This is a genomic window from Methylophaga sp. UBA2689 (assembly GCA_002354555.1).
GTDB lineage: Bacteria > Pseudomonadota > Gammaproteobacteria > Nitrosococcales > Methylophagaceae > Methylophaga.
In genome coordinates, this window is the sequence record DELT01000094.1 from 26,491 (window position 1) to 50,280 (window position 23,790).

The 23,790-nt window shown below is 43.1% G+C and carries 23 protein-coding genes, 1 tRNA gene and 1 pseudogene; 13 read left to right on the plus strand and 12 right to left on the minus strand.

Translation table 11 applies throughout. The annotated features are described in order from the left end of the window. Nucleotides 1-366 precede the first annotated feature (366 nt). Nucleotides 367-2,490 carry a molybdopterin-containing oxidoreductase family protein gene (locus B3M51_RS11210; RefSeq protein WP_292759255.1) on the plus strand — a complete coding sequence of 708 codons (2,124 nt, stop codon included), beginning with the start codon at nucleotides 367-369 and terminating at the stop codon, nucleotides 2,488-2,490. 311 nt (nucleotides 2,491-2,801) lie between these two features. On the opposite strand, the gene B3M51_RS11215 is transcribed toward B3M51_RS11210, so the two are convergent. The 3 genes from B3M51_RS11215 to B3M51_RS11225 are packed head-to-tail and all read right to left on the minus strand — an operon-like array spanning nucleotide 2,802 to nucleotide 5,188. Continuing rightward, the gene (locus B3M51_RS11215) at nucleotides 2,802-4,148 is read right to left on the minus strand and encodes a TolC family outer membrane protein (protein ID WP_292759258.1); all 1,347 of its coding nucleotides are present in this window, start codon (nucleotides 4,146-4,148) and stop codon (nucleotides 2,802-2,804) included. A gap of 15 nt (nucleotides 4,149-4,163) precedes the next feature. Further along, the gene (locus B3M51_RS11220) at nucleotides 4,164-4,730 is read right to left on the minus strand and encodes an OmpA family protein (RefSeq protein ID WP_292483146.1); all 567 of its coding nucleotides are present in this window, start codon (nucleotides 4,728-4,730) and stop codon (nucleotides 4,164-4,166) included. Continuing rightward, nucleotides 4,727-5,188 (minus strand): FecR domain-containing protein, encoded by a 462-nt coding sequence (locus tag B3M51_RS11225; RefSeq protein ID WP_292759261.1) that lies wholly within the window; start codon nucleotides 5,186-5,188, stop codon nucleotides 4,727-4,729. Before B3M51_RS11225 ends, B3M51_RS11220 begins: the two co-directional genes overlap by 4 nt. Before the next feature lie 436 nt (nucleotides 5,189-5,624). Between B3M51_RS11225 and B3M51_RS11230 the strand changes: the two genes are divergently transcribed. Continuing rightward, nucleotides 5,625-5,765, plus strand: coding sequence for an entericidin A/B family lipoprotein (locus B3M51_RS11230; RefSeq protein ID WP_292483142.1), 141 nt, complete (start codon nucleotides 5,625-5,627; stop codon nucleotides 5,763-5,765). A 94-nt stretch (nucleotides 5,766-5,859) separates the two neighbouring features. Here B3M51_RS11230 and B3M51_RS11235 read toward each other — a convergent pair whose 3' ends face one another. Further along, on the minus strand, nucleotides 5,860-6,033 hold the full coding sequence (locus tag B3M51_RS11235; protein ID WP_014705602.1) for a YqaE/Pmp3 family membrane protein: 174 nt from the start codon (nucleotides 6,031-6,033) through the stop codon (nucleotides 5,860-5,862). Between the two features lie 110 nt (nucleotides 6,034-6,143). Between B3M51_RS11235 and B3M51_RS11240 the strand changes: the two genes are divergently transcribed. The 4 genes from B3M51_RS11240 to tpiA all read left to right on the plus strand — a co-directional run bounded on the left by B3M51_RS11240 (nucleotide 6,144) and on the right by tpiA (nucleotide 9,994). Next, nucleotides 6,144-6,728 carry an ankyrin repeat domain-containing protein gene (locus B3M51_RS11240; RefSeq protein ID WP_292759264.1) on the plus strand — a complete coding sequence of 195 codons (585 nt, stop codon included), beginning with the start codon at nucleotides 6,144-6,146 and terminating at the stop codon, nucleotides 6,726-6,728. A gap of 190 nt (nucleotides 6,729-6,918) precedes the next feature. Then, nucleotides 6,919-7,989: a class II fructose-bisphosphate aldolase gene (gene fba / locus B3M51_RS11245; RefSeq protein WP_292759267.1), complete on the plus strand. Its 1,071-nt coding sequence runs from the start codon at nucleotides 6,919-6,921 to the stop codon at nucleotides 7,987-7,989. Between the two features lie 80 nt (nucleotides 7,990-8,069). Next, a complete protein-coding gene (locus tag B3M51_RS11250; RefSeq protein WP_292759270.1) occupies nucleotides 8,070-9,074 on the plus strand; it encodes a class 1 fructose-bisphosphatase in 1,005 nt (334 codons plus the stop codon). A 44-nt stretch (nucleotides 9,075-9,118) separates the two neighbouring features. Further along, the gene (tpiA, locus tag B3M51_RS11255; protein WP_292759273.1) at nucleotides 9,119-9,994 is read left to right on the plus strand and encodes a triose-phosphate isomerase; all 876 of its coding nucleotides are present in this window, start codon (nucleotides 9,119-9,121) and stop codon (nucleotides 9,992-9,994) included. Between the two features lie 134 nt (nucleotides 9,995-10,128). On the opposite strand, the gene B3M51_RS11260 is transcribed toward tpiA, so the two are convergent. The 4 genes from B3M51_RS11260 to B3M51_RS11275 are packed head-to-tail and all read right to left on the minus strand — an operon-like array spanning nucleotide 10,129 to nucleotide 15,792. Beyond that, the gene (locus tag B3M51_RS11260; RefSeq protein ID WP_292759276.1) at nucleotides 10,129-10,917 is read right to left on the minus strand and encodes a DUF6671 family protein; all 789 of its coding nucleotides are present in this window, start codon (nucleotides 10,915-10,917) and stop codon (nucleotides 10,129-10,131) included. After that, complete coding sequence (gene cysD / locus B3M51_RS11265; protein WP_292759279.1) at nucleotides 10,914-11,834, minus strand: sulfate adenylyltransferase subunit CysD; 921 nt, start codon at nucleotides 11,832-11,834, stop codon at nucleotides 10,914-10,916. Before cysD ends, B3M51_RS11260 begins: the two co-directional genes overlap by 4 nt. Then, the gene (locus B3M51_RS11270; RefSeq protein WP_292759282.1) at nucleotides 11,831-14,221 is read right to left on the minus strand and encodes a YbcC family protein; all 2,391 of its coding nucleotides are present in this window, start codon (nucleotides 14,219-14,221) and stop codon (nucleotides 11,831-11,833) included. Before B3M51_RS11270 ends, cysD begins: the two co-directional genes overlap by 4 nt. After that, the gene (locus tag B3M51_RS11275) at nucleotides 14,218-15,792 is read right to left on the minus strand and encodes an NADH-quinone oxidoreductase subunit L (protein ID WP_292759285.1); all 1,575 of its coding nucleotides are present in this window, start codon (nucleotides 15,790-15,792) and stop codon (nucleotides 14,218-14,220) included. The genes B3M51_RS11270 and B3M51_RS11275 overlap by 4 nt, the downstream gene beginning before the upstream one ends. Nucleotides 15,793-15,884: 92 nt before the next feature. On the opposite strand from B3M51_RS11275, the gene B3M51_RS11280 reads away from it, so the two are divergent. From B3M51_RS11280 to B3M51_RS11310, 7 genes and pseudogenes are all read left to right on the plus strand, one after another. After that, nucleotides 15,885-16,769, plus strand: coding sequence for a LysR family transcriptional regulator (locus tag B3M51_RS11280; RefSeq protein ID WP_292483124.1), 885 nt, complete (start codon nucleotides 15,885-15,887; stop codon nucleotides 16,767-16,769). A 314-nt stretch (nucleotides 16,770-17,083) separates the two neighbouring features. Next, the gene (locus tag B3M51_RS11285; protein ID WP_292759288.1) at nucleotides 17,084-18,424 is read left to right on the plus strand and encodes a tyrosine-type recombinase/integrase; all 1,341 of its coding nucleotides are present in this window, start codon (nucleotides 17,084-17,086) and stop codon (nucleotides 18,422-18,424) included. Beyond that, on the plus strand, nucleotides 18,417-19,106 hold the full coding sequence (locus B3M51_RS11290) for a hypothetical protein (RefSeq protein WP_292759291.1): 690 nt from the start codon (nucleotides 18,417-18,419) through the stop codon (nucleotides 19,104-19,106). The genes B3M51_RS11285 and B3M51_RS11290 overlap by 8 nt, the downstream gene beginning before the upstream one ends. Nucleotides 19,107-19,252: 146 nt before the next feature. After that, entirely contained in the window at nucleotides 19,253-19,447 is a 195-nt protein-coding gene (locus tag B3M51_RS11295; protein ID WP_292759294.1) for a helix-turn-helix domain-containing protein, read from the plus strand. A gap of 14 nt (nucleotides 19,448-19,461) precedes the next feature. Continuing rightward, a complete protein-coding gene (locus B3M51_RS11300; protein ID WP_292759297.1) occupies nucleotides 19,462-20,538 on the plus strand; it encodes an AAA family ATPase in 1,077 nt (358 codons plus the stop codon). A 211-nt stretch (nucleotides 20,539-20,749) separates the two neighbouring features. Next, nucleotides 20,750-21,154: a hypothetical protein gene (locus B3M51_RS11305; RefSeq protein WP_292759488.1), complete on the plus strand. Its 405-nt coding sequence runs from the start codon at nucleotides 20,750-20,752 to the stop codon at nucleotides 21,152-21,154. Beyond that, nucleotides 21,072-21,644 (plus strand): annotated as a pseudogene (locus B3M51_RS11310) (MvaI/BcnI family restriction endonuclease). Before B3M51_RS11305 ends, B3M51_RS11310 begins: the two are co-directional and overlap by 83 nt. Before the next feature lie 119 nt (nucleotides 21,645-21,763). On the opposite strand, the gene B3M51_RS11315 reads toward B3M51_RS11310, so the two are convergent. The 4 genes from B3M51_RS11315 to B3M51_RS11330 all read right to left on the minus strand — a co-directional run bounded on the left by B3M51_RS11315 (nucleotide 21,764) and on the right by B3M51_RS11330 (nucleotide 23,786). Beyond that, entirely contained in the window at nucleotides 21,764-22,663 is a 900-nt protein-coding gene (locus B3M51_RS11315; RefSeq protein ID WP_292759300.1) for a hypothetical protein, read from the minus strand. Nucleotides 22,664-22,682: 19 nt separating this feature from the next. Beyond that, nucleotides 22,683-22,898 (minus strand): hypothetical protein, encoded by a 216-nt coding sequence (locus tag B3M51_RS11320; RefSeq protein ID WP_292759303.1) that lies wholly within the window; start codon nucleotides 22,896-22,898, stop codon nucleotides 22,683-22,685. Nucleotides 22,899-22,924: 26 nt separating this feature from the next. Further along, a complete protein-coding gene (locus tag B3M51_RS11325; protein WP_292759306.1) occupies nucleotides 22,925-23,563 on the minus strand; it encodes a hypothetical protein in 639 nt (212 codons plus the stop codon). A gap of 146 nt (nucleotides 23,564-23,709) precedes the next feature. After that, a tRNA-Ile gene (locus tag B3M51_RS11330) sits at nucleotides 23,710-23,786 on the minus strand. Nucleotides 23,787-23,790: the final 4 nt, after the last annotated feature.

A 23,790-nucleotide genomic window follows, 5' to 3' on the forward strand; every position in this document is an offset into this window, starting at 1 on the left:
AATACCAACTTGCAGACACCTATGTTGGACCCGCCACACTAAAGTGTTTCTACCCTAGATGGATAGAATATTACTGTCGTTAACCTTAGTTAACCGGCTTGGTTTCTAATTAAGCATACTGACATATTTGGCTTAATGGTCTAGGTGTACATTTTAAAGGATAGACGATTGATCCACCCCCTCAAAATATACCGCCATAAATCTCAAATCAGTAAGCCATACATAGTCTGGTTCATGTTTAAATTTTCCAATGTAAACAATAGGGTGTAAGCTCAAAACTAACCTTAAGAGCGGGCAAAATTCCCGTGGCAGTCTGGTGTATAGTCAAAAAATCTTGTTGATAATGAGCTTGGGAGGCAAATAGCCATGGCCAGTGTAATGAAAACCACCCATCACGGCGGCTGTCCGCATGACTGTCCTGATACCTGTTCGATGGTATATGAAGTCGAAAATGGTCAGTTAGTCTCAGTACGTGGCAATCCCGATCATCCGATGACGCGAGGTGGCTTGTGCGTCAAACTCAAAGATTATGAAAAACGTCATTATCATCCCGAGCGAGTGTTACATCCGATGCGACGAGTCGGTCCTAAAGGCAGTGGCCAGTTTGAACAAATCAGCTGGGATGATGCGCTGACCGAAATTACCGACCGTTGGAAAGCGATAATTGAAGAATATGGACCACAAGCCATTATCCCTTATAGCTATCTCGGCAATCAGGGCCTGGTACATGGGTTAAACGGTGGCGATGCTTTCTTCAACAAAATGGGCGCCACCGTTTGTGAGCGGACTTTTTGCGGTGAAGGCTCATGCACCGCATGGTTGTTAACCGTCGGTCCGACGGCAGGTGTGGATCCCGAAAGTTTTATTCATTCCAAATACATCATCATCTGGGGTTGTAACTCCGTCAGCACCAATCTGCATCACTGGCATATTGTTAAAGATGCCCAGAAACGTGGCGCTAAAGTGATTGTCATCGATCCCTACAAATCCAAAACCGCTAAAGAAGCTGACTGGCATATTTCCCCAAGACCTGGCACCGATGGTGCTCTGGCTATGGCAATGATGCACACCATCATCGAGGAAGGCTTGGTAGATCAGGATTATGTTGATAACTACACTGTCGGGTACGAAGAACTAGCCGAACGAGCCAAACAACGGACACCCGAATGGGCCGAAGAAATTACCGGAGTAAGCGCTCACGACATTCGTCAGTTAGCTCGTGAATTTGCGACGACACAACCTGCAGCCATCCGTCTGGGTGTTGCTCTGGAACGTAATTATGGTGGTGGTCAGGCGATTCGGGCAATCAGCTCCTTACCGGCATTAGTCGGTGCATGGCGGCATGTTGGCGGTGGCGCTTTACAATTTCCGGTGTGGGAACATCCCTATAAATTTGATGTTATCTGCCGTCCCGATTTAATCCCTGAAGGTACACGGGTGATTAATGCCATTCAGATTGGTCGGGCATTAACCAATGAAATGAATCTGGATATTCCGATCAAATCGATGATGTGCTGGAATGCCAACCCTGTTACCCAGGCGGCTGAAACAGACAAAATCGTGGCAGGGCTTATGCGGGAAGATTTATTCCTGGTATCGGCCGAACATTTTCTTTCGGATACTGCGTCATTTGCCGATATTGTGCTTCCAGCATCAATGGGCGCAGAAATGGAAGATATGGTGTTGTCATGGGGCCATCTCTATCTCACCTACAATGAAAAATGTGTTGAGTCTCCCGGTGAAGCCATTCCGAACAATGAAATATTCCGCCGGCTCGCTGCCAAAATGGGTTATGAAGAAGAAAACTTCAAATGGAATGATAGTGAGTGTCTGGAAAACTATGTTGACTGGGATTCTCCAGCCTGTGAAGGAATTGATTTAGCTTATCTGCGTGAACATGGATATGCCCGACTTAATGTCGGTACCAGAGATAATCGGGCACCACATAAGGCCGGTAATTTTCCAACGGCCTCCGGAAAATGTCATTTCCGTATTGATAATGCTACCAACTTTGTTGCCGGCCCATTCAGACAAATGTATGACGGTTTTCAGCCCGGTGAACCGCTGGATAGTCTGCCAGATTATGTGGCTTCAAGAGAAACGCCACAAACCAATCCGGAACTGGCTAAGCGGTTTCCATTGAATATCATTTCACCGAAAAGTCATGCCTTTTTAAACTCCTGTTACGCCAATATGGACAACAAGCTCAAAGCACAAGGCGATCAGTTTGTGATGATCAGTGCTGCTGATGCTGATCTCCGGCAGATCCAGCAGGGAGATACTGTTAGGGTATTTAATGACCGGGGTGGTTTTGATGCCAAGGCACAAATCACCGAAGATGTCAGCCCGGGTATTGTTGTGGCTACACTCGGATATTGGCGTCAACGCAATAATGGCACCGTGAACTGTGTCAGTTCAGCAGAATTTGTTGATATGGGGCATGCGCCAACCTTCACCGATAACCTGGTGCAGGTCGAGGCTATTAGATAGTCCAGGGCTTGTTGATCTTTCATCTCCGCCTCGGTTGTGAGCTGAAAAAGCGTCAATCAAGGCACGAGGAGCGCCTTTTAGTTATTCTAAATAAACGACGAGCAACGCAGAGTGGCGCTTTTTCAGTCACAACCCGCGGGGCTGGGACTATTTTTCCGCCCTATGGCGTTGGAAATGACTTATGTAGAACAACTACATCGCATCATTTCCGCCTTGTAGGACGAAAAAATAGCCTCCAGCAGTGGTGGAGATGAAAGATCAACAAGCCCTAGAAGCGTATATCCTGATTCAGTCAGATATCCGCTTTTTTATTATTCCGTATCAGCTTCCTGATTGGCTACAGTAATCGCTTCTTCACGTTGTTCGATAGCCATGGTTTCCAACAGTTTACCCATTGATTGCATCAGCCAGTAACAGGCGTAGATCCGGTCATAATAGACTTCGGTATATTCAATACCGGCGCTAAGCAATTCATTCTCAGTATCTAATAAATCAACTAAGGTGCGTTGACCCACGCGAAACTGAGACGCATAAGCTTCACGGGTTTTTTCGGCAGCTTCAACACGTTGCTTTAAGCCGGGTAAACGATTGTTAGCATTTTCCAATGCATTCCAGGCCAGGCGAACCTCCAGCGCAATTTCCCGTTTTGCCCGATTAATCAGCTCTTTTTGCTGTTCACTCAAATGTTCAATCTGTTCCACGCGGGCCATGTCTGCGCCGCCATTCAGCAGGTTATATTGCAGGCGAAACATCGCATAAAGGCCTTTATCATGGCCAGACAAACCATCAATGTTATTGTCGGCTGATGCACCCAAATCCAGATCTATACGAGGATGAAACGCAGATTTAGCCGCATTTTCCTGAGCCAGAGAGGCTTCATGATCGGCCAGTGCGCTGCGTAGCATTGGATGCTGGTAGTAGGCAATGTTTATCGCATCATCCAGCGTGGCAGGTGCTTTGTCGCAGCAATCATCACCTGGATTACTGATATCTTCCGGCATGATGCCAACAACCCGCTGAAAGTTGGTTCGGGCATCTTCGATATTGCCAAGTTGTGATTCGAGATTTGACTGTGCCAGAGATAAACGTGCCTGGGCCTGTTCAACATCGGCCTGACGGCCTACCCCGCTCTCGGCTCGTTGCTGGATCTGAGAAAAAATCGTTTCATGCGATTGCAGATTGGTTTGAGTCAGTTCCAAAAGATCCTGACGACGCAGAACATCAAGATAGGCTTCGATTGCCTGCAAGCTGGTGCGTTCAGAAATATCCGTTACGGCATACCCGGCAGAGTCGGCAGCTGCGGAGGTACGATCAACCTCACTTTTGGTATAAAAGCCGTCATATAACATTTGTTTTGCGGTAATGCTGGCCTCGCCTCTCGTCAGCGTCTCGCTGTCGGGGCGTGTCGCAGGATTCTTGGTATATTCCCGACCATATCCCAAATTCAGGTCAACTTTGGGAGCATAACCTGCACGCGCCTGATCAATCGTTTTATCCACACTCAACCGGCGGTATGCTTCGGCCAGAACTTCAGGATTGCTTTGAATGGTCTGTTCGACGGCCTGAACCAGCGTCTGCGCGAGGATTGTCGGAGAAAAGGCCGTTACACCCGTCAACAAAGTGGTGCTTAGCGCGAGTACTTTAATTTTTTTGTTCATCTATCCAACACTCCATCAGCGAACGTCTATTTCAACACGTCGATTTCTTGCTTCAGCAACTTCATCGGCAGTATCAATTAACAGCTCCGATTCGCCCATACCCTTGGTTGTAATGATATTTTCCGGAATGCCACGCCGTATAAGTTCCTGACGAACCCTCTCTGCGCGGCGTTCTGACAAACCAATATTATATTGTTCAGACCCCATAGTATCAGTATGTCCGATCACAATCGCTTCAGCAATTTGTCTGGCTTTTATTTCATCAAATACTTTTTGAGCCGCTGCTTCTGATTCTGCTGTAAACGTACTGGTGTCAAAGATGAAATAGAGACGGGCGCGATATGGTTCTGCAGGTAAAGCGGCTATCGCAGGCTCCATTTCGGGATCTGCCTCTACCGGTTTGGCACAAAACGCTGATTCGCCCTCAGCCAGCACCAAAGGCGCTTCAATCTCTTCTCGCATTTCGGAAGTAGGCGTTTCCGGACCAAACGAATTGACAGCACTGCTGTAACCGCTACATCCGGTGATTAATACGGAAAGTAACAAAAAAGATAAAATTCGAAATATATGTGTCAGCATCATGGCGCTTCTTTAGTAAGTGGTTCGACTTTTACTGATAATGTTGAGCATGAAACCGTCAGCGTCGTCGTTGGTGTATGGACTTTTACTGCATCCAGTCTTTTGGCTGTCAATTGGCCACCAACTAATGCCAGTGTTCCATTAACAATAGATAAATCTGCCTGTCCTTGTTGTGACTGGTTATCAAAATGATAACTGTCAATCGAAAAACGGGTGTTGGGGCCAGCACCGATACGGGTATTGTCGTTAAACAAAATTCCTACACTGCTATTGCTATCGGTGTGTAATGCATCATCAATGAAGACTTCATCTCCCAAGCCAACTTTAACAAATTCACCAGCACGACTTAATTGCACATCACCCAGCAGTGTCTTTACTACACCCACACTTTGAGCATAGCCTGTCGAGCTAAAAAGCAGGGTAAATGATAATAAAGCTAAAACTATTTTTTTAGGCACCATATCTCTCAGAACCATCCATTGGTCGCAGCTGGTATCACGCAGTTTAACGTTTGTTTTAAACACTATAAAAGGCTAGATTGCTCTAGTCAGATCCATGTTTTATTCAAAAGCTTCCGCCAACACAATGTGAACTCTGTCACATTTTTTTCGAGATGACTATATTTAATAGAAAAAAAGCTTATGAATTCAATTTCTTCAAACCAAATAAAGCGGACATCAGTTAATAATCGTTTCTTTTGGATTGACTGTTAACCACATTATCGGCATAAATAGCATCTGGGTGAAGAAAAAATACAATAACAAAATGTAGCTTCAAACAGAGTAGGCGGTTTAATTGACGGTAAAAATTTACCCGGCAATTAGGTCAGCTTGCTCTGGTCTTAAAGATTGGGTTTCCCCTAATTGTTTTTACACATTAATTTTTCAAGGAATTAACATGAAAATTACAGCTGTATTTTTATCTTTATTTTTTATCTTTGGACTAGCGGCTTGCAATACGATTGAAGGTGCTGGTAAAGATGTAGAGGCTGCTGGTAGTGCAGTCGAAGAATCTGCAAAAGAAAATAAAAACTACTAGTATTACGTGCTTTTTAACTAATCTACTTAGTTAAGTTAAATGAAAAAAGCCCTGCTGAACTTTATGTAAGCAGGGCTTTTTATTTGCGCGATTTTTAATGTTTCAAAATCACATATAAAGCATGAATAATGCCGGGAATGAATCCGAGCAATGTCAGCAAAATACTTAACCAAAAATGTCCTTTAAAACCAACTTCCAGGAACACCCCTAAAGGTGGCAGTAAAATAGCGAACAGAATTTTGATTGGATCGGTCGCGGTAAAAGCCATATTCATTTCCTTTGTTTTGCTTCGTAGATTTATTCCACTGAGATCAATTATAGACACACTTCATTAATCCACATTAACCTGTGTTTAATCAAAACCTGGACATTACATCGTTGGCTAAAGATCGACACAATATTGCCCTTTTTTATCAGACTGAAATCGATAAGGATAATCTCTTGGATAAACCGGAAGATAATCAAAAACCTTCACTTGATGATGAAACACTCGAACTGGCACAACAACTGTTTGAGCTTGCACGACAAGGTAATACTGAAGCACTGGAAAAACCACTGGAACTGGGATTGGCACCGAATATTCGAGACAGTAATGGCAACAGTCTGTTAATGCTGGCAACCTATAATGGTCACGCAGCGATGACTCGACTTTTACTGCAACATGGCGCGGATCCTGAACTCGCGAATTTACGCCACCAAACACCACTGGCGGGAGTGGCTTTTAAAGGTTATGTAGATATCGCTCAAATACTGATAGAACATGGTGCCGATGTTAATGCCACCACTCCTGATGGAAAAACACCACTGATGTATGCGGCTATGTTTAACCAAACAGCAATCATGGAGTTATTACTGTCTCATGGTGCTAATGCTGATTTACAGTCAGCCGATGGCATGACGGCAATGAGTCTGGCGCAATCAATGAATGCTCAGGACAGTATTCGACTATTGTCCAATCGTTAGCCCTTGCACGTTCGCATACACATAACTTTTTCTTATACGCTTCATAAAAACATCTAACTTCTTTTTATCAAAAAAATATGCCTAAACTGCCTATGGTTTTTATTCAGGCAAGGTCGATGCTGGCTTAAATCTGTTTCAGCTCCAGCCCTGCTTCAAAACCCACTGATTTACAAGATAAAAAGGTAGGCTTATGGCGTTAATATCAATGCGACAACTGCTGGATTATGCTGCTGAACAACAGTTCGCGATTCCGGCTTTCAATGTCAGCAATATGGAACAGGTTCAGGCTATCATGCAGGCAGCTGATGCCGTCGATAGCCCTGTTATTCTGCAGGGATCGGCCGGTTCCCGCTCCTATGCCGGTGAACCCTTTCTTCGCCATCTGATTCTGGCTGCGATAGAACAATATCCACATTTGCCTGTTGTGATGCATCAGGATCACGGAGCCGAGCCTGCGGTCTGTGCACGTTCAATCCAATCCGGCTTTAGCTCAGTGATGATGGATGGTTCACTGATGAGTGATATGAAAACACCTTCGTCTTTTGATTATAACGTTGACGTTACCCGGAGAGTGGTTGAAATGGCCCATGCCTGTGGTGTTTCTGTAGAAGGCGAACTTGGCTGTCTGGGCTCCCTGGAAACCGGCATGATGGGTGAAGAAGACGGCCACGGTTCCGATGAAAAACTGGATCATAGTCAGCTGTTGACGGATCCAGATGAAGCGGTTGAATTCATCAAACAGACCCATGTCGACGCCCTTGCAGTAGCCATCGGTACCAGCCATGGCGCCTATAAATTCAGCAAGCCACCGACTGCTGATGTGTTAGCCATCAGTCATCTGCAAAAGCTGCAACAACGTCTGCCAAATACCCATTTTGTAATGCATGGCTCCAGTTCAGTCCCGCAGGACTGGCTGCAAATCATTAATAATTATGGTGGCGATATTGCTCAAACCTATGGTGTGCCGGTTGACGAGATCGTCTCCGGTATTAAATTTGGCGTACGCAAAGTCAATATTGATACCGATTTACGTATGGCTACCACTGGTGCAATTCGACAGTATCTGGGCCAGCCGGAACATGCCAGCGATTTTGACCCCCGTAAATTCTATAAAGCTGCTACCACCGCAATGCAGGCTATTTGCCAATCCCGCTATGAAGCTTTCGGCAGTGCCGGGCATGCCAGCAAAATCAAATTGATTTCACTGGAAAAAATGGTCAAACGTTATGCCTCCGGAGAACTTTCCCCCAAAGGTATCTGATTTCTCTCCGTAACAAATCTCTGCCTTTTTTCTTTGGCATTGGCAGTAAATGGCGTAACCGTTTTTTAAGGATAACAACCATGAAGCCACATATCAGCTTGACCCAATTTATTATTGAGCAACAACGCAGCATTCCCAACGCATCTGGCGATTTCACCATGCTACTGAGTGATATTGCCAGTGCTTGCAAGCGTATTGCACATGCCGTCAGTCGTGGTGCGATGACTGGTCAGCTTGGCAGTGCCGAGAGTGAAAATGTGCAAGGTGAAACTCAAAAACAGTTAGATATTATTACCAATGACATCATGATTGATGCGCTGGAGTGGACAGGCCACCTGAGTGGTATGGTCTCTGAAGAAATTGATGAGCCGATTGCCATACCAGAGCACTTCCCCAAGGGAAAATATCTCGCTCTGTTTGACCCGTTGGATGGATCTTCCAATATCGATATCAACCTGACCGTGGGTACTATCTTTTCAATATTAAAGGGTCGCCAAGGCTGTAATGCCAGCCTGGAAGATTTTCTGCAATCAGGCAGTCAGCAGGTTTGTGCGGGTTTTGTTTTATATGGTCCTTCAACCCTGATGATTCTTACTACCGGACATGGCGTTAATGGCTTTACGCTGGATCCGGATATCGGGGAATTCGTGCTGACCCATCGCAATATGAGCATTCCCGAAGATTCGCAGGAGTTTGCCATCAACATGTCCAATCAGCGTTTCTGGGAAGCCCCTGTGCAACGTTACATTGATGAATGCATGCAAGGCCGGCAAGGTCCCCGCGGTAAGGATTTTAATATGCGCTGGGTCGCATCCATGGTCGCCGAGGCTTATCGAATTCTGACCCGTGGCGGTATCTTTCTTTACCCACTTGATCAGCGTGAGCCTGACAAAGGCGGCAAATTGCGGTTGATGTACGAAGCCAATCCTATTGGCTTTATTATTGAGCAGGCCGGAGGTCTTTGCTCAACGGGTCGACAACGCATTATGGATATTCAGCCTGAGAGTATTCATCAACGTGTACCGGTCATTTTCGGCTCAAAAAATGAAGTTGAACGGGTGATTGATTACCATCAGCAAGCGTAAACAAATCCATTGTCCGAAACCGTTTTATCTAAGGTGTAAACATTATGCGTAAACCATTAGTGGCCGGAAATTGGAAAATGAACAATCCAACCGAAAGCCCACGAACATTACTCCAGAATATTTTACACAGCGCCCATATGCTCGACAGCATTCTGTCCAGCAGTGAGAACGCTTTACCAATAGATATCGCTCTGTTTCCGCCATCGGTGTATCTCAGAGAGGCACAGGAAGTGCTGTCCGGTTCCAGGCTTCAATGGGGCACCCAAAATGTCTCTGCCTACGATGAAGGGCCTTATACCGGAGAGATTTCTGCTTCGATGATTAAAGGCTTCGGCTGTCACTACGTTTTAATAGGCCACTCAGAACGACGTTGCCTGTATGAAAAGCTGGAACTTGATCAATACGTTTTAGATCAGATTGTTGCTGAAAAATATGCCCAGGCAATCAACAATGATCTCACTCCAATTATCTGTATCGGTGAAACAGAAGATGATTACGAATCGGGGAAAACAGAGGAAGTGATTGCTCGCTTACTGGATATTTTAATTACCCATAAAGGCCCAAAAGCATTAGCCAATGTAGTTCTGGCCTATGAACCTGTATGGGCTATCGGCTCCGGCAAATCTGCCACTCCGGAATGGGCTCAGAATGTTCATAACTTTATGCGTCAGCGAATTGCCAAACATGACCAGGCCAGCAGTGAAACCGTACGAATCATTTATGGTGGTAGCGTCAAAGCCCATAATGCTGCAGCAATCTTCTGCCAGGCAGATGTTGACGGCGGTCTTATCGGTGGCGCCTCACTCGACGCCGAGGAGTTTATCCAAATCTGTTTTGCCGCGACTCAATCCTACACTTGCCAGCCTGGCCATATAAATATCCCACCAGGACTCGAATCTGGAATCAACAAAGGATTATGAGCTTGAGAATAAAGCTTCATGAATCCTGTTTTAAGGTGGGTTTGTCCTGACTTCTTGTAATAAGTAATAGTGTCGTGTTCTATTATCACTCAAAATTTATGCACAATTAGTGTCCATTAGTTTGACTCTTCACTCTATGGATTACAGTAAGTACAGTAGGTTGGGTTTCCATTTAATTTTTTAAGTTCTGACTCAATATAACCACATGATTTACAACAGCTCACCAGCGCCTTGACTTCATTGGTAGGCTGACCGCATAGCTCACAAGTCGGTCCAAATTCTCTACCGTCAGGCCAAAAATCCATTTCAGCACAATTCGGACATTTGCTTTGTAGCCGCTCAGCCAGGTTTAGTGCAGCCTTTTGAAGCATAATTTGTCTGAGTGGTGAGTTCATCGCTCTAAGATCTGGCTCTAGGTAAACGGGCCACTCGGTATAGGGGGGTTGATGAATAGTGATAACTTCTTTATCTGATAACCCCTTCAGAATTCCATCTGGGCACCTAAGCATCCATTTCTGCCTGTCAAAGCTCGACAATTTTTGTTTCAAATCATCGAATGATTCAGCTTTCACCCCCTTAAGTGGAGTTGGCCCCTCTGCTAATGCATACACTATCACTTCAGGCTCTTTCTGATAAAGACAGATAATTTCCTGATTCCAGTTCATAAAGCCTGCCAAGGGACCACCACCAAAGCTACCTTCGCTACCTAACCCCACGTTAAGACCAGTCAGTTCAACAGCTTTTTTTGCTTTGATTAGTGCACAGTCCTTGGGAGATAACTTTCTTTCTATTTCCCCAGAGAAAGTACCAAGCTCATCGGTATCAAAAAAGTCGATTTCTACTAACTCGATACCAATATCGTAGAGAACCGGTGCCAGTTGTTGAGACTTCCGATGCTTGGTCAAGAGAGCTGCGTTTTTCAAAAATACCCCTCCTGTTTTTTTCTCTCCATCGAGTTAGCTTGGTCCTTATCCAGTAATCTGCCCTGCCGCTCACTGGTTCGAGAGTTCATCATTTCAATAATGATGTCTGCCACCGTTTCAGAATGACTTTCAACCGCCCCAGTCTGTGGATAGCAGCCCAGTGTTCTGAAGCGTATCCAGCGTTCTTCAATGCTGGCTTTTTCTGAATCGGTGAGATAAGACAATATCCGCTCATCATCGAGGCCCAGAATCTGCCCTGTTCCCTCATCCACCCATGAAAGTCTGGGTTTAGCAAAATAGAGCGGAACGATATCGATATTTTCTCTGAAGATATACATCCAGATATCCAGTTCAGTCCAGTTTGATAAGGGAAATACCCGCACCGTTTCCTTGGGGTTAATACGAGTGTTGTAGATGTTCCAGAGTTCGGGCCGCTGCGATTTCGGATCCCACCGATGCCCGGCACTTCGGATAGAAAAGATTCTTTCTTTGGCTCTTGAGCGCTCTTCGTCACGGCGAGCCCCACCCAATGCCGCATCAAAACCCTGTTTATCCACTGCTTGCTTGAGTGCTATTGTTTTCATCTGATCGTTATAGATAACCGACCCTGACTCAATCGGATGGACGCCCTCGGCTAGTGCGGCTTCATTGATATGAACGATCAGATCCAGATCATGTTCTTTAACCAGTCGATCACGGAAAGTCGCCATTTCGGCAAACTCCCAAGTCGTGTCAATATGCAACAGTTTGAATGGGACTTTACCCGGTGCAAATGCTTTGCGGGCAAGATGCAACATTACGGTCGAATCCTTGCCGATTGAATAAAACATGCAGGGATTTTCAAAGCCAGCAGCGACTTCGCGCATGATATGAATGCTCTCGGCCTCTAATTGCTCAAGATGATTGAGTGTTTTCATCTCACAACCTCCCACAAGCCCGGTCGATAACGCTCTATCACACTATCGTTCCAGGAAAATAGGAACAGCCAGTTGTTATCCACCAACTGCCGAACAGTTTCATGGGCAGAGATAATCTTCTCGATAGCCTCCTTGGGGGCAGCTATATATACGTTGAGTCTGAGTGGTTGATGCCGCCACTGATGGCCATCATGTATCGATTGGAGCGGCAGGCCAATACGTAGATCGCCACCGTTACCTTCAAATATTCCAATGTGCTGATTTACTGCGTTATGCAGCAACTTATTGCCACTGCCGAAAAAAACATTATCGGTCACTGACAAGTTGTATTGCATGTTTATCCAGTGCGTCACAATCATCGGGGCCGTCATAATCTGTTCAAGCAAGGCTGAGTCTGGATCATGACGCCAGTCGTAATCGTGTAAAAATACCCGACCATCGAGCGACATTGAGCGTGTTCTTTCACGCGGTGCCACAATAAACGCCGCATTATTGGCAAGCCCCCATTCAGGGCGGACTTCTGACCAGTCCTTTGCCTTGTCTGCCAATGCCTTTTTCAGTTTTTTGTCATCCAGTTGGTGTAAAGAGGACTCCATTGTTAAGGCACGTTCATGACGCGTCTCATTGGCTGCCTGACTCAACCAGGTATCAATTTCAGCATCAGCGAGCGAATCAAAGCAACTGACTTCATCGGTTGTTGTATTGTGCAGACCGGCAATGAACCGGGTCTGCTCTGGAATATCAATGCCCTGTTCCAATATTTTCTGCCTGATCTCCTTATCATTAAGTAAGCTGGTCAGTACACGCACATTGACCTCTCCAGTCTGTCCACCACAGGCGCCACAATCCAACCCGGATGCATGCAAATTATTTCGTGTTTCACTTCCGTGACCAAGTAAGAGAATGGTTGGTGCAAACTGCTGTATCAGCCCCATACCTTTTAAAACACCAGTGACCAGTTTTGCTTTCTCATCGAGACTCAATGGCTGATCATCACCGATCAACAGCCAGTTATCATGGTGGCTTAGAGAATCAATCAATTTTTCTTTTTTGTTGCTGAAAAAATTGTCTTTAATGAGTTTAAGTGCGTAGGCCCAACCTGCGGTTTCCACCATAGTAAAGGCAGAAATAGAAGAGTTAGCCCAGCCTTTCCAGTGGCTCTGAGTGTTCAGTCTTATTAACTTGTTCTGGCGAACTGACTTTTCAGTAACCTTGAATGCCGGAGCAACTAGGCCAGGCAACTGAGGGCGCTCCGTCATTGTATCTGCGGGTTGATAGCTGATGGGCAGCCCATAGAATCCAGCAAAGCCAATGGTCTGAATGCTTGGATTTTGATTTTCCAATGCCCTTCTGAAGCGCTCAGAGCGCACATCGATACAGAATACAGCCTGTAAGCGTGGCTCTGTATCAACAGTCTCAGGTGTTTTCTTTAAAATTCCATGTAGTTTCTTTTGATATTCGAGCTCGAATGCATGAGTCCATATCCAGAAGTAGCGAAGCTGCTCAATGTGCTCATCAATTAGTTCATTGATATAAAGCTTCTGCTGTGTCCAGCCAGTTTTCAGTGCACTAAAGTCTGTTGTTGCCTTTTTGGTTTTTAACTGACGCCAGACGATGAGATCCCAGGCCATCCTGACAGCCAGTAAAGATTCGACATATCGACTATCCTGACCCTTTAAATTTTTCTCCCACCGTTGCCAGGAGAAATAACTAGCCCAACCGTTGATACTCAATAACAGTTTATGGGCATACATTTCCAGTTCGTAAGCATCGAGCCCAAGCTCATCAGTAACAAGAGCAAACAAGCTTTCAAAGTCATGCGGTAAAGCAATAAAGGCTTCCCGGAGATGTCTTTCGCCCATCAGCAATGACATACCGTAATCATGTGTGGTGAAATCCAGCCAGTTCGAATAAAGGCTTTCCAAGTTATTCGGATGCTGATTAATAAATTCACCACAGAACTGGCTTATTTGATGAATTATTTCATCTTGCCAACGCATCTTATGGCGATCTCGACTTAGATCTGCTATTTCTGCAATACTCAGCCAGATGCCTGGTTGAGGTTGTTTCAGACCGGCTTTCAGAGATTCTATGTCTGCAGTAACGTTATAGGCTTTTGCAGCTGTAACCAATGATGAATCTGAAATGTTGCCTTTATCGTAATTGGTCATCAGCTCATCTGCTGATAGCGTGGTTTTGACATCCGCAAGTGCAGCCAATCTTGCAGATACCAACTCAATGGGATAATGACGATATTCCCATAAAGCATTGACGGCTATGAAACGATCCAGAGGCCAACTGGGTGCGATTAGCGCGCACGCAGTATGTATGGCTGAAAACCGCTCAGCACTAGATTCACTGATTGATTCAGATCTTGCTTCAATCATACCCAAGACTCCTTAATAGATTTTTGTTTTGCCTTGCTTTGATGAAGCGTTGGGCGCAGTACGACTGGCCATAACTGTAAGGTCAAACGCGTCATTACTTCATCCAGATATAAGCCGGAAAATAACCAGCGATATAGCGTTTGTGTCTGTTTGGCCTGAGGGAAAAGCCGGATCTGCACCGTCAGTACAAACAAGAAAAGAAACAGAAACATCAGCCAAACATCCATCGCATCAAGCATTCCGGTCGTTGCTAAAGACGGAATCAAATTTCCAATCAGCAATTTTCCGGCTAGATAGAAACCCACCAGTGCAGTAGAGATGAAAAGTGCTTGTAATGAGCCCGATAAACCACTATGACTAATTGCCGAAATCAAATATAAAGCCAGCGCAGTATTGACTAACAACCAGACACTGAGCGGCCCTTCATAATTGGTAAACAAAGCGATAGCAGCTGTCACTGCGAATGCAAGTGATATACAAATTAAAGCGCCACTCAGCGTAATTGTTTTTTGCGGTGCTAACATCTTGAGACTGTAATCCTGAACGGCTTCACCTGTACTCAGAAATGCATAGGCTTTGTAGAGTGAGTGGGTTAGCAAATGCAATAACGCCAGTTCATAAAGCCCCAACGCACACTCAATCAGCATAAGCCCCATCTGAGCACAGGTAGACCAGGCTAGTCGCACTTTTATGCTGATTCTGGTCAGCATGACCAATGCACTAATCACCGTACTCAAACCAGCAACAACAATCAGTGTCCATTGGGCGAGTGGCACCAGCACCATCAAGGGCGCGAAACTGATCAACAAAAAACCACCAAGATTGATAATTCCGGCATGTAACAGCGCGCTGATTGGAGTAGGGGCTTCAACCACTTGTATCAACCAACCATGCAGGGGCAATTGAGCACATTTGATTAATGCTGTCTGAGCAATCAGAAAAGCAGCCAGTTTTTCAACAAAACTCAGTTCGGCACCTTCAGAGAGTCCGAGATAATGGTCAAAGATGACGTTGAGCTGGAATGAGCCATGGTGCGCATAAAGTAATATCACAGCCCCTAGGAGACTCAGCTCTGCTAATCGTGCCAGTATGAATTTCTTATGCGCTGCCAGCACTGCTCGGGGCCTGTCTGGATAGAACAAAAGCAAACGGTGAAAACATAAACTGATAGCCACCCAGCCTAACCACAACAGTAAGAGATGATTGCTTAAAACAACTACAGAAACTGAAGCCAGACTTAATAATAACCATTGCCAAAATTGATGTGCTCTCTTTTCCCCCTGCAAGTAACGCTCAGAAAACCGGATGAGAATTATTGCCATAAAGCTGATCAGGAACAGCACGGTAAGATTAATATTGTTTAGAGTTAACAGGCTTTCTGAGCTTTGTTCAGGAGTATTAAAAAAAGTAATTGCCACAATAAGCGTTGCTATACCTAAAGTAATTGAAGTAACCCTCAATACTTTTCGGCGCTTAATTTCAGTGAGCGTGGCCTTGCCCGCGAGTAACGCACCAAAGATTAAAACCAACGGAATTACAATGGAAAAGTGGGTGAAAAATAATTGACTCACGGACATACCTCCTTAGTTGGCGGCAGTATGCCAAACGCGATAATATAAATAAAATAGATATTTATTAACAAATTGATAAGTTAAAGTTAACTATGGCTAAAATTAATTATCACCACCTCTACTATTTCTGGCGAGTCGCACTGTCAGGCAGCATTACTCGTACAGCTGAAGAATGTCATGTCTCACAATCAGCTCTGTCGCAACAAATTAAACAGCTTGAAAACACCATGAACGTCCAGTTATTTGAGCGAGTTGGGAGGCAACTCGTATTAACTGATATGGGTAGAAAAGTACTTAACTATGCAGATGAAATCTTTACCACAGGGGAAGAACTGCAATCATTCTTGAATAAAGGTGAGTCAGTAACACAACGGCATATCAACATTGGCGTATTAACGACGCTGTCGAGAAATTTTACCGAAGCATTCATTAGCCCTTTATTGAAAGAATCCAATGTCAGCTTCACCCTATCGACGCGGGGTATGACAAATTTGCTCAATGGCTTGACCAGTCATGAATTCGATTTGGTACTCACCAACCGTTCAGTAAATCAGCAAAATGACGATGCCATCTGGCAGAATCAATTGGTTTCAAGGCAGTCTGTCTCAATCATTGGACCTGCCGAATACAAACCAAACAGTAACTTTCCGCATGGTTATGATGACTTTAAATGGGTTTTACCAACGGGGATCACAGAAATCCGTTCAGGATTCAATGCTTATTGTTCCGCTGTAGGTTACAACCCGGAAGTGGTTGCTGATGCTGATGATATGGCGATGTTACGATTATTGGTCAGGGATAGTGGTGCCGTCACAGCACTCCCCCTGGTCGTAGTCAAAGATGAAATTAGTAGCGGCCGACTAGCTGAGTATCAGGTATTACCTGGTGTTTTCGAAAACTTTTATGCCATAACAATCCGCCGCACCTATATTCCAGATATTGTTAAAAGTCTCCTTAACAGAAATATAGTAGCTTAAAAATCCTAGTCTGGAGAACAGCCCGAACTATAGTATGCAACTTCCGGTGTAATCCCCACAAAATCCCTCAGGCATAAAAAAACGGCTAGTCGAAAATCGACTAACCGCTTCAAGTAATTGGTGGGCCCACCAGGACTCGAACCTGGGACCAAGGGATTATGAGTTAGAATGGTCATAAATTTCCCAAAATTCATCAAAACCGATTAATGCTTACAAATTTATATAAATCAATAGTTTAACTCTTTGCCTTGTTTTACTTACCTTTCCAAAGTATGCTGTATTTTCCGCTTATAAGTAGCACATAGGTAGCACAATTGGAAAGCACACAGACTCGATTTCGCTTCAATAAAAGACATATAGACGGTTTACCCCTTCCTGCCAAAAGAATTCGTTACAGAGATGATGGAGTAGATGGACTAATCCTTGAGCATTCTCCATCAGGAACAAAAACCTTTCGTGTGTATAAAAAGATAAAAGGACAAACCAGCCCGGTGACAGTGACATTGGGAAAATACCCAGCAATGTCCATTGAAAATGCACGCAAACAAGCACTCGATGCTCTCAATGCTATAACCAGCGGCCAAAATCCCAACGAAAACGAAAGAATCAAAAAATTAGCCCGAATAACTCTCCTTGAAGTGTATGAAGACTATATCAGAGTAAAATCTTTTAGTGATTCGACCCTATACAGCTATAAACGCAATATCAAAAGCTATCTTAAAGCCTACAACAACAGGGCATTGATCAAATTTACAGAAGAAGACGTAAAGACAGAGCACCGAAGAATTTCAGCTTTGAGTCCTGCACAAGCCGATGCAACCATGCGAGTCTTACGAGCGCTTTTTAATTTCGCCAAATATGAATACCGTGGCCCAGAGAACATTTTTTTGTTCGAACATAATCCTGTTCACATTCTTAGCCATCAAAAACTCTGGAATAAGGTTGAAAGACGAAACACCCGACTGACAAAGGGGCAACTACCGGATTGGTTTAAGGCAGTTGAAACGATCCGTGAGGAAGGTGATATTTTTGCGAAATCGGTCTGTGACATGGTGGAAATGGCTCTTTTAACAGGGTTGAGGAAAAATGAATTGCTTTCACTGACCTGGGACAGAGTTAACCTCGAGGAAAGTACTTTTTTTATAAGCACAACCAAAAATGGAGATCGGCTTGAACTCCCTATAAGCCGCCACTTGCATGTTTTGCTTTCCAGAAGAGATCTGAACAAGGACACAAGCCCTTTTGTTTTCAATGCGCCCAACAAATACGGGCAAATCAAAGAACCAAAAAAAGTCCTTATCAAAATTCGTGAGTTATCGGGTTGTGATATCAATTTACATGATTTAAGACGGACCTTCACCACTACAGCAGAAGCCCTCAATCTTGGAACATACACCATTAAAAGAATGTTAAACCATCGAACTAGAAGAGATGATGTTACAGCTGGCTATACCATTCTCACACCAGAAGAACTGAGAGAGCCTGCCCAAAAAATAGAGGATAGACTCTTGGTTCAGGCTGGAATCAAGGATCCAGACGAGTCTCTGAATAAAAAATTGGCATACTTGATTGAGCATTTGAGTGATGAGCAAAAAAAGAAACTTATTACTTCACTGACTGAAAACATGGCAGAGGAAACGAAAACAAGTGAGTAAAGAAAATGAAGGCAACCACGATGTCATGAATACGATTCACAAAATGAGAAACCAGTTTCAAAAGTCTCAAGAGCAGCACGAAAAAAATCACGAAGCTCTAAAAAATAATAACGAATTACTTATCAAGTTCTATACAGATAAATCGAAACTGGATACTTGGCTGGCACTTGATGAAGCAATCCCCTTCTGTGTTGGCTCCAGTAAAGAATCTTGGCCCACTGTTAAAAAGCAGTATGATTTTTGGGCCAACGATGTTCGCACCCAAATCAAGGCCAGTGCCGGAATTTCATTAAAAATCCTCAACCCTGAGGCCAAGGAACGTTTATGGCGGGTAAAGCCAACAGATTTCGTTGACTGGCTTATTAATAAAGAGCTTTGCCCTAATGAACATCTGAAAACTACATTTCATATTACAAAGCAACAAAAGGCTAAAGAGATTATTAGCAATCACGGTAATGCAGAGAGGTTTGCTCAACAACGTGAACAAATTCTGGCTGCCGCATTGTCTGCACTTGCCAATTTTCCTGATCAATGCAAATCCCAAGGTAAAGTTAATGGCGCTGCCATTGCCAAGGTAATGGAACAAAAAAGCCAGCTCTGGTTTGGTAATGATGAGTTACCACTTTCTACAAGAGGCATTGCAAATCTAATCAACAAGTCTCTAAAGATGAAGGATGATTAAAACCTAACATTAGGTATACCTCTAAACCACTAATTTATATAGTTTTAAATTTTAGTACGTGCAGACTAAAAAGTTACTCAGCACATACTCAAGAGGTCAATTTATAGAATTCTCTCCGACAACTACAGAAAAGGAGAGTCAATTTTATGAATCAATATCAAACAAACGATTTACTGAATTCCAAACAGGTCAGTAGTCTGCTCGGCGTAAGCATACAAACACTTGCTATCTGGCGGTGCAATAAACGATATAACCTTAAATACATCAAGGTTGGTCGCTATGTGAGATATCGTTATGCTGATGTGATGGAGTTTGTCGACTCCAGAACCATCTCGCTTTAAAAGGAGATGATTTTATGATCAATGATGCATTGGATAACCCTTATAAGGGAATCTCTTTAAGTGAATCAGCCCTGGCTGAGGAAGACCTTATCCCTTATAACGAAGATCTTTATGATATTTCGCCTAAAGAAAAAATTGCTTATAAGAAAAATTCTGATAAAGAAGCAGCCAACCCCATAATTCCTTTAAAGCAAAACCCGAGCTCCCCTGTTAAAGCAATTGATGCCAAAGAGCTTATAAGCATGAAGCTACCACCTAAGGAGTTGATAATGAGTCCATGGCTCCCTTTAAGGGGGATTGCCATGGTTTATGCGCCAAGAGGTATAGGCAAAACTTTTTTTGCACTTGAAGTAGCCTGCGCTGTCGCCAAAGGCAAATCGTTTTTAACCTGGGCAACGGGGAAATGCCGGAAAGTTCTTTATATAGATGGTGAAATGGGTGCGACTGAGTTACAGCCAAGGCTTCAAAAGATAGCTGGAGAAAATGGGCTGGAAAATGGACTTATTGAATTTATAACACCGGATTTTCAGGAAGGTGCCAGCCCGGATCTTTCCGATCCTGAATGGCATACTCATTTAAAGACGTTTTGTGACAAAGCCGAACTGATAATTGTCGACAATATTTCAACGCTTTGCAGAACTGGAAATGAAAACGACGCTGAAAGCTGGCAGGTGGTTCAAGAATGGGCAATAAGGCTAAAAAGTGCCGGTAAAACTATATTATTTATTCATCATGCAGGTAAAAGCGGGGAACAGCGAGGCACCAGCAAGCGTGAGGATGTAATGGATACTGTGATTTCACTTAGACATCCAGATGATTACAGCCCCAAAGAGGGAGCAAGGTTTATAGTCGATTTCAAGAAAGCCCGGGGATTTTCCGGTGACGAAGCAGAATCATTTATTGCCCAACTGGAAGAGAAGAACAATAAATTTCAATGGCATATAGAAGATCTTGAAGACTCGCTTTTCCAGAAAGTAATCAGCTTTAATAAAGCAGGTATGTCCCAAAAGGATATCGCTGAGAAGCTTGGCGTTAACAAGTCCACAGTTTCAAAATATATCAGCAGGGCAAAGTATGAAAATTTAATGTGATTAAAGTTGCCCGGTTTCCGCGCTTAGTCAGGAAACTTGGCAACTATTTCTTTAAGCAATTATTTTTCGGGCGCCGGTAGAACTTTCTTGGCTATCACCGAACGGGGAACGATACCCAGCTCCAAACGCAAAACTAATTCTATATCCACAATACCCTGAAGTACGGTTCTCTGGCTTTCTGCAAGGTTCAAAAGTAAAAATGGGGCCATGGATGAATCCGGAGAAAAAAGGTCGTTCAGAAGGCCCTACATTAATCTTGGGAATAACAGATGATGAAACGGTGGTGGCTTATTTTATTCCTCCGGACTTTCCATTGGCAATTGAGATTAGTCATGCTGAAGTTATCAAACATGAAAATGTTTTTATTGAATTAAGTCTTTCAGACAGAGTCGTCAAAGACACCAAGCAGGAATTGCTGGAAAAGTTACTGCAAATGCACAGCAAAGGTTGGATTCCAAGTAAGAGTATACTCTGCTGGAATAGAGCTACCCTGCTCAAGCTCAAATTGTGGCGGTTATACACTGGAAGCAGAATTGGAAATAACCCCCGATGGATATGCCGAACCCGACTATCTTGGTTGGGAAATCAAACAGTTCGGCGTTCAATCTTTCGATAAAGTAATTTCAAAAGTAATAACACTAATGACTCCTGAACCTTCAGGATGAGTTTATGTTGAGAAAGGTGTTGAAGGCTTCCTTAGACAATTTGAATATGAGGACAAACTTGGGCGGCCAGATCGAATTAACTTCGGCGGTGTGCATAAATGTAATGTGAGACACGCTTCAACAGGTTTAATCATTTATCTTGAAGGATATGACTCTGATACAGGAAAAATTATTGATCCTTATGGTGGGATCGTTCTTAGTTCTGAATGCGGTGTAATTGCTGCCAAATGGGACTTTTCAAAGCTGCTCGTTCACTGGAAAGTAAAACACAACCAAGCAGTCTATATACCCTCATTATCAAATAAAATTCCTGTGAGAGAATATTTGTATGGAGAGCAGGTATTACTAGGCGAGGGTACAGACTTCAGTATGCTGTTGAAAGCTGTAAGCTCCAATGCAATTTACTACGATCTCGGTATCAAAATGGAAAATGTCAGTTAAGGAAGACCAACAATTAAACGAAGAAGCCAGTTCAGAATAAAATCGTACAATATCGAGAATTTATATTTTATATTTTCATCTATAAACTTAAAAGACAATCGCTGAATTAGCTTGTTTGATTAAGGTAATTTCAGATCATCACTCAGAAAAGCTTGACCCTTTGATGACTTTAAAAAGTTCTCAATTTTTTTCCTTAGATGGTCATGGTCATCCAACTCTAATGATCGGTATATTTTATCTGCAATGGTGACGATCTTATCGTTAGTTACTCTTTTTTTCTCTATCGCAGCCTCTTGTGCCAATTCAGTAACACTTTTATCTGGATTTTCGCTTTTAAACTTTTTGAAAAATTGAAAGTTGTGAGGCTCAATCCATAGTACATGACCATTCATTACGTTTTCAATGTGGGAAACAAATTCTTCCCTTTTAGAAAATTGATCTGAGTAATCTTCTGTTCCTACTCGAGAGTATAAATTTCCAACCAGCCAGCCGAGTTTTGACTGAAAATTACTTTCTAATTGTATTTTCTTTGCTTTTAAACACTTTTCATAATGCTCATGAGCCCTTATTGTTATAGCGAGGCTGAGAAAAGTGCAAGAATCATTGTTTAAACCTTTCTCTGGACATGCCTTGAGAAAAAAATGTTTCTTATCGTTGTTATTAAATAGTGACTCTAAAAATGACTGAACCCTTGGCTTCTCTTTACCATTACAGATAAAACTATCACCATTTGATATAGCTTTTTGAGGCCCTACATCCTCACTCAAAAGCCTGTAAATTACCAAGTCTAAGCGTCTAACCGCCGCAATAGTAATGTATCGTGAGGAGCAAGTCTTTTCTTTACCTCTGCGGACTAAATCACAACTTTGTGTAAGCACCTGAAAATGTGTATAGCCATCATTGCCATAATGCGGATGGTAGGCGTTGATAACCTCCATTAATTCATCTGTCTTATCAAGGATATCTCCTTGTTGCAAAGCAGATAAATTCGGCTTTTCTTCATAGGTAAAATGCGTCATGTCAGTGACTGTATATATTTTAAAGTCCTGCTTTTCTCAAAAATGCATTCAAATTTTGTAGATTTTTCTCTTTTCTAGTCTGGTTATTTGAAAACTTAGTAGTCATAGAAGTACTGTATGCAGTCACAATTTTATCCTTTTTCACTTCCGTTCCAGTACTAGCTTGGACATTGTAATAACTGTGAGTGTAATCAGTTTTAGATACGTCGCTTGTTGTTGAAGCTGAATCCTTCATAATTATTCTCCTGACGAACGAGTCAATCAATTAGTTTGCTCTATAGTAATACCGTAAACAGTTTCTAGAAGCTCTAATGTCTCATTAAAACAATTTTCTACCGCACCAGTTTCGAGAATTTCTCTGCATTCCTCAGTGGAAGCTATATTAAAGTGAAAATTAATTTTTATAGATACATTTCCGTTTGCTTCTGAGAGAGTTAAATTAATAATATAGTTCTGCCCCTCCTTAACAATATTACGAGATATTGATGTTCCCTTCGGGACGTAGTTATCAATAAGTGAGTTTTCATCACTCAACTCAAAAAGATTTGTCAACTCTGTAGATAAGTTACTCTCTAAAAAACCAAAGTTGATACCAAAGCCTGAGACTGGTGTATGAGGAAGAATATTAAAGAGCGTAACCAAGATGCTTTGACAGAATTCTAAATTATCTTTACTGGGCACAATAGGAATTAAATCCATTTTTTTTCTGCCAGGAAAAATGCTTATTTCCTTAAATGATATTTTCCTTGGTGCAGTAGCGTCATCCAGGGGGAAAGCAATCTCTATCTCTTCCCCTTCTTCGATATTTACCAAAAATTTCTTAATCCACTCAGGACTAAATATCGATGGGTTCCATGCACCCAAGACTACGATCGAATATTCATTATTAATGGGCTGCATTTAATACATATCCATATTTTTATACATTAGTGAGAATAGCCTAGCTAATAATATTCTTCAAACTACTTATTTTATTAAATAGTAGCACATAAGTAGCACATAAAAATAAAGCCCTAGCAATTATTCCGCTAAGGCTTTGATTTAATTGGTGGGCCCACCAGGACTCGAACCTGGGACCAAGGGATTATGAGTCCCCTGCTCTAACCAACTGAGCTATAGGCCCGATT

Excerpts from the sequence above, each read along its gene's own strand:
- B3M51_RS11280 (WP_292483124.1), top strand. The coding sequence starts at position 15,885 with ATGGCTAAAATTAATTATCACCACCTCTACTATTTCTGGCGAGTCGCA.
- cysD (WP_292759279.1), bottom strand. The coding sequence starts at position 11,834 with ATGAAAACACTCAATCATCTTGAGCAATTAGAGGCCGAGAGCATTCAT.
- B3M51_RS11210 (WP_292759255.1), top strand. The coding sequence starts at position 367 with ATGGCCAGTGTAATGAAAACCACCCATCACGGCGGCTGTCCGCATGAC.
- B3M51_RS11235 (WP_014705602.1), bottom strand. The coding sequence starts at position 6,033 with ATGGCTTTTACCGCGACCGATCCAATCAAAATTCTGTTCGCTATTTTA.
- fba (WP_292759267.1), top strand. The coding sequence starts at position 6,919 with ATGGCGTTAATATCAATGCGACAACTGCTGGATTATGCTGCTGAACAA.
- B3M51_RS11230 (WP_292483142.1), top strand. The coding sequence starts at position 5,625 with ATGAAAATTACAGCTGTATTTTTATCTTTATTTTTTATCTTTGGACTA.
- B3M51_RS11270 (WP_292759282.1), bottom strand. The coding sequence starts at position 14,221 with ATGATTGAAGCAAGATCTGAATCAATCAGTGAATCTAGTGCTGAGCGG.
- tpiA (WP_292759273.1), top strand. The coding sequence starts at position 9,119 with ATGCGTAAACCATTAGTGGCCGGAAATTGGAAAATGAACAATCCAACC.
- B3M51_RS11315 (WP_292759300.1), bottom strand. The coding sequence starts at position 22,663 with ATGACGCATTTTACCTATGAAGAAAAGCCGAATTTATCTGCTTTGCAA.
- B3M51_RS11300 (WP_292759297.1), top strand. The coding sequence starts at position 19,462 with ATGATCAATGATGCATTGGATAACCCTTATAAGGGAATCTCTTTAAGT.
- B3M51_RS11215 (WP_292759258.1), bottom strand. The coding sequence starts at position 4,148 with ATGAACAAAAAAATTAAAGTACTCGCGCTAAGCACCACTTTGTTGACG.
- B3M51_RS11220 (WP_292483146.1), bottom strand. The coding sequence starts at position 4,730 with ATGATGCTGACACATATATTTCGAATTTTATCTTTTTTGTTACTTTCC.
- B3M51_RS11295 (WP_292759294.1), top strand. The coding sequence starts at position 19,253 with ATGAATCAATATCAAACAAACGATTTACTGAATTCCAAACAGGTCAGT.
- B3M51_RS11225 (WP_292759261.1), bottom strand. The coding sequence starts at position 5,188 with ATGGTGCCTAAAAAAATAGTTTTAGCTTTATTATCATTTACCCTGCTT.
- B3M51_RS11305 (WP_292759488.1), top strand. The coding sequence starts at position 20,750 with ATGAATCCGGAGAAAAAAGGTCGTTCAGAAGGCCCTACATTAATCTTG.
- B3M51_RS11320 (WP_292759303.1), bottom strand. The coding sequence starts at position 22,898 with ATGAAGGATTCAGCTTCAACAACAAGCGACGTATCTAAAACTGATTAC.
- B3M51_RS11325 (WP_292759306.1), bottom strand. The coding sequence starts at position 23,563 with ATGCAGCCCATTAATAATGAATATTCGATCGTAGTCTTGGGTGCATGG.
- B3M51_RS11250 (WP_292759270.1), top strand. The coding sequence starts at position 8,070 with ATGAAGCCACATATCAGCTTGACCCAATTTATTATTGAGCAACAACGC.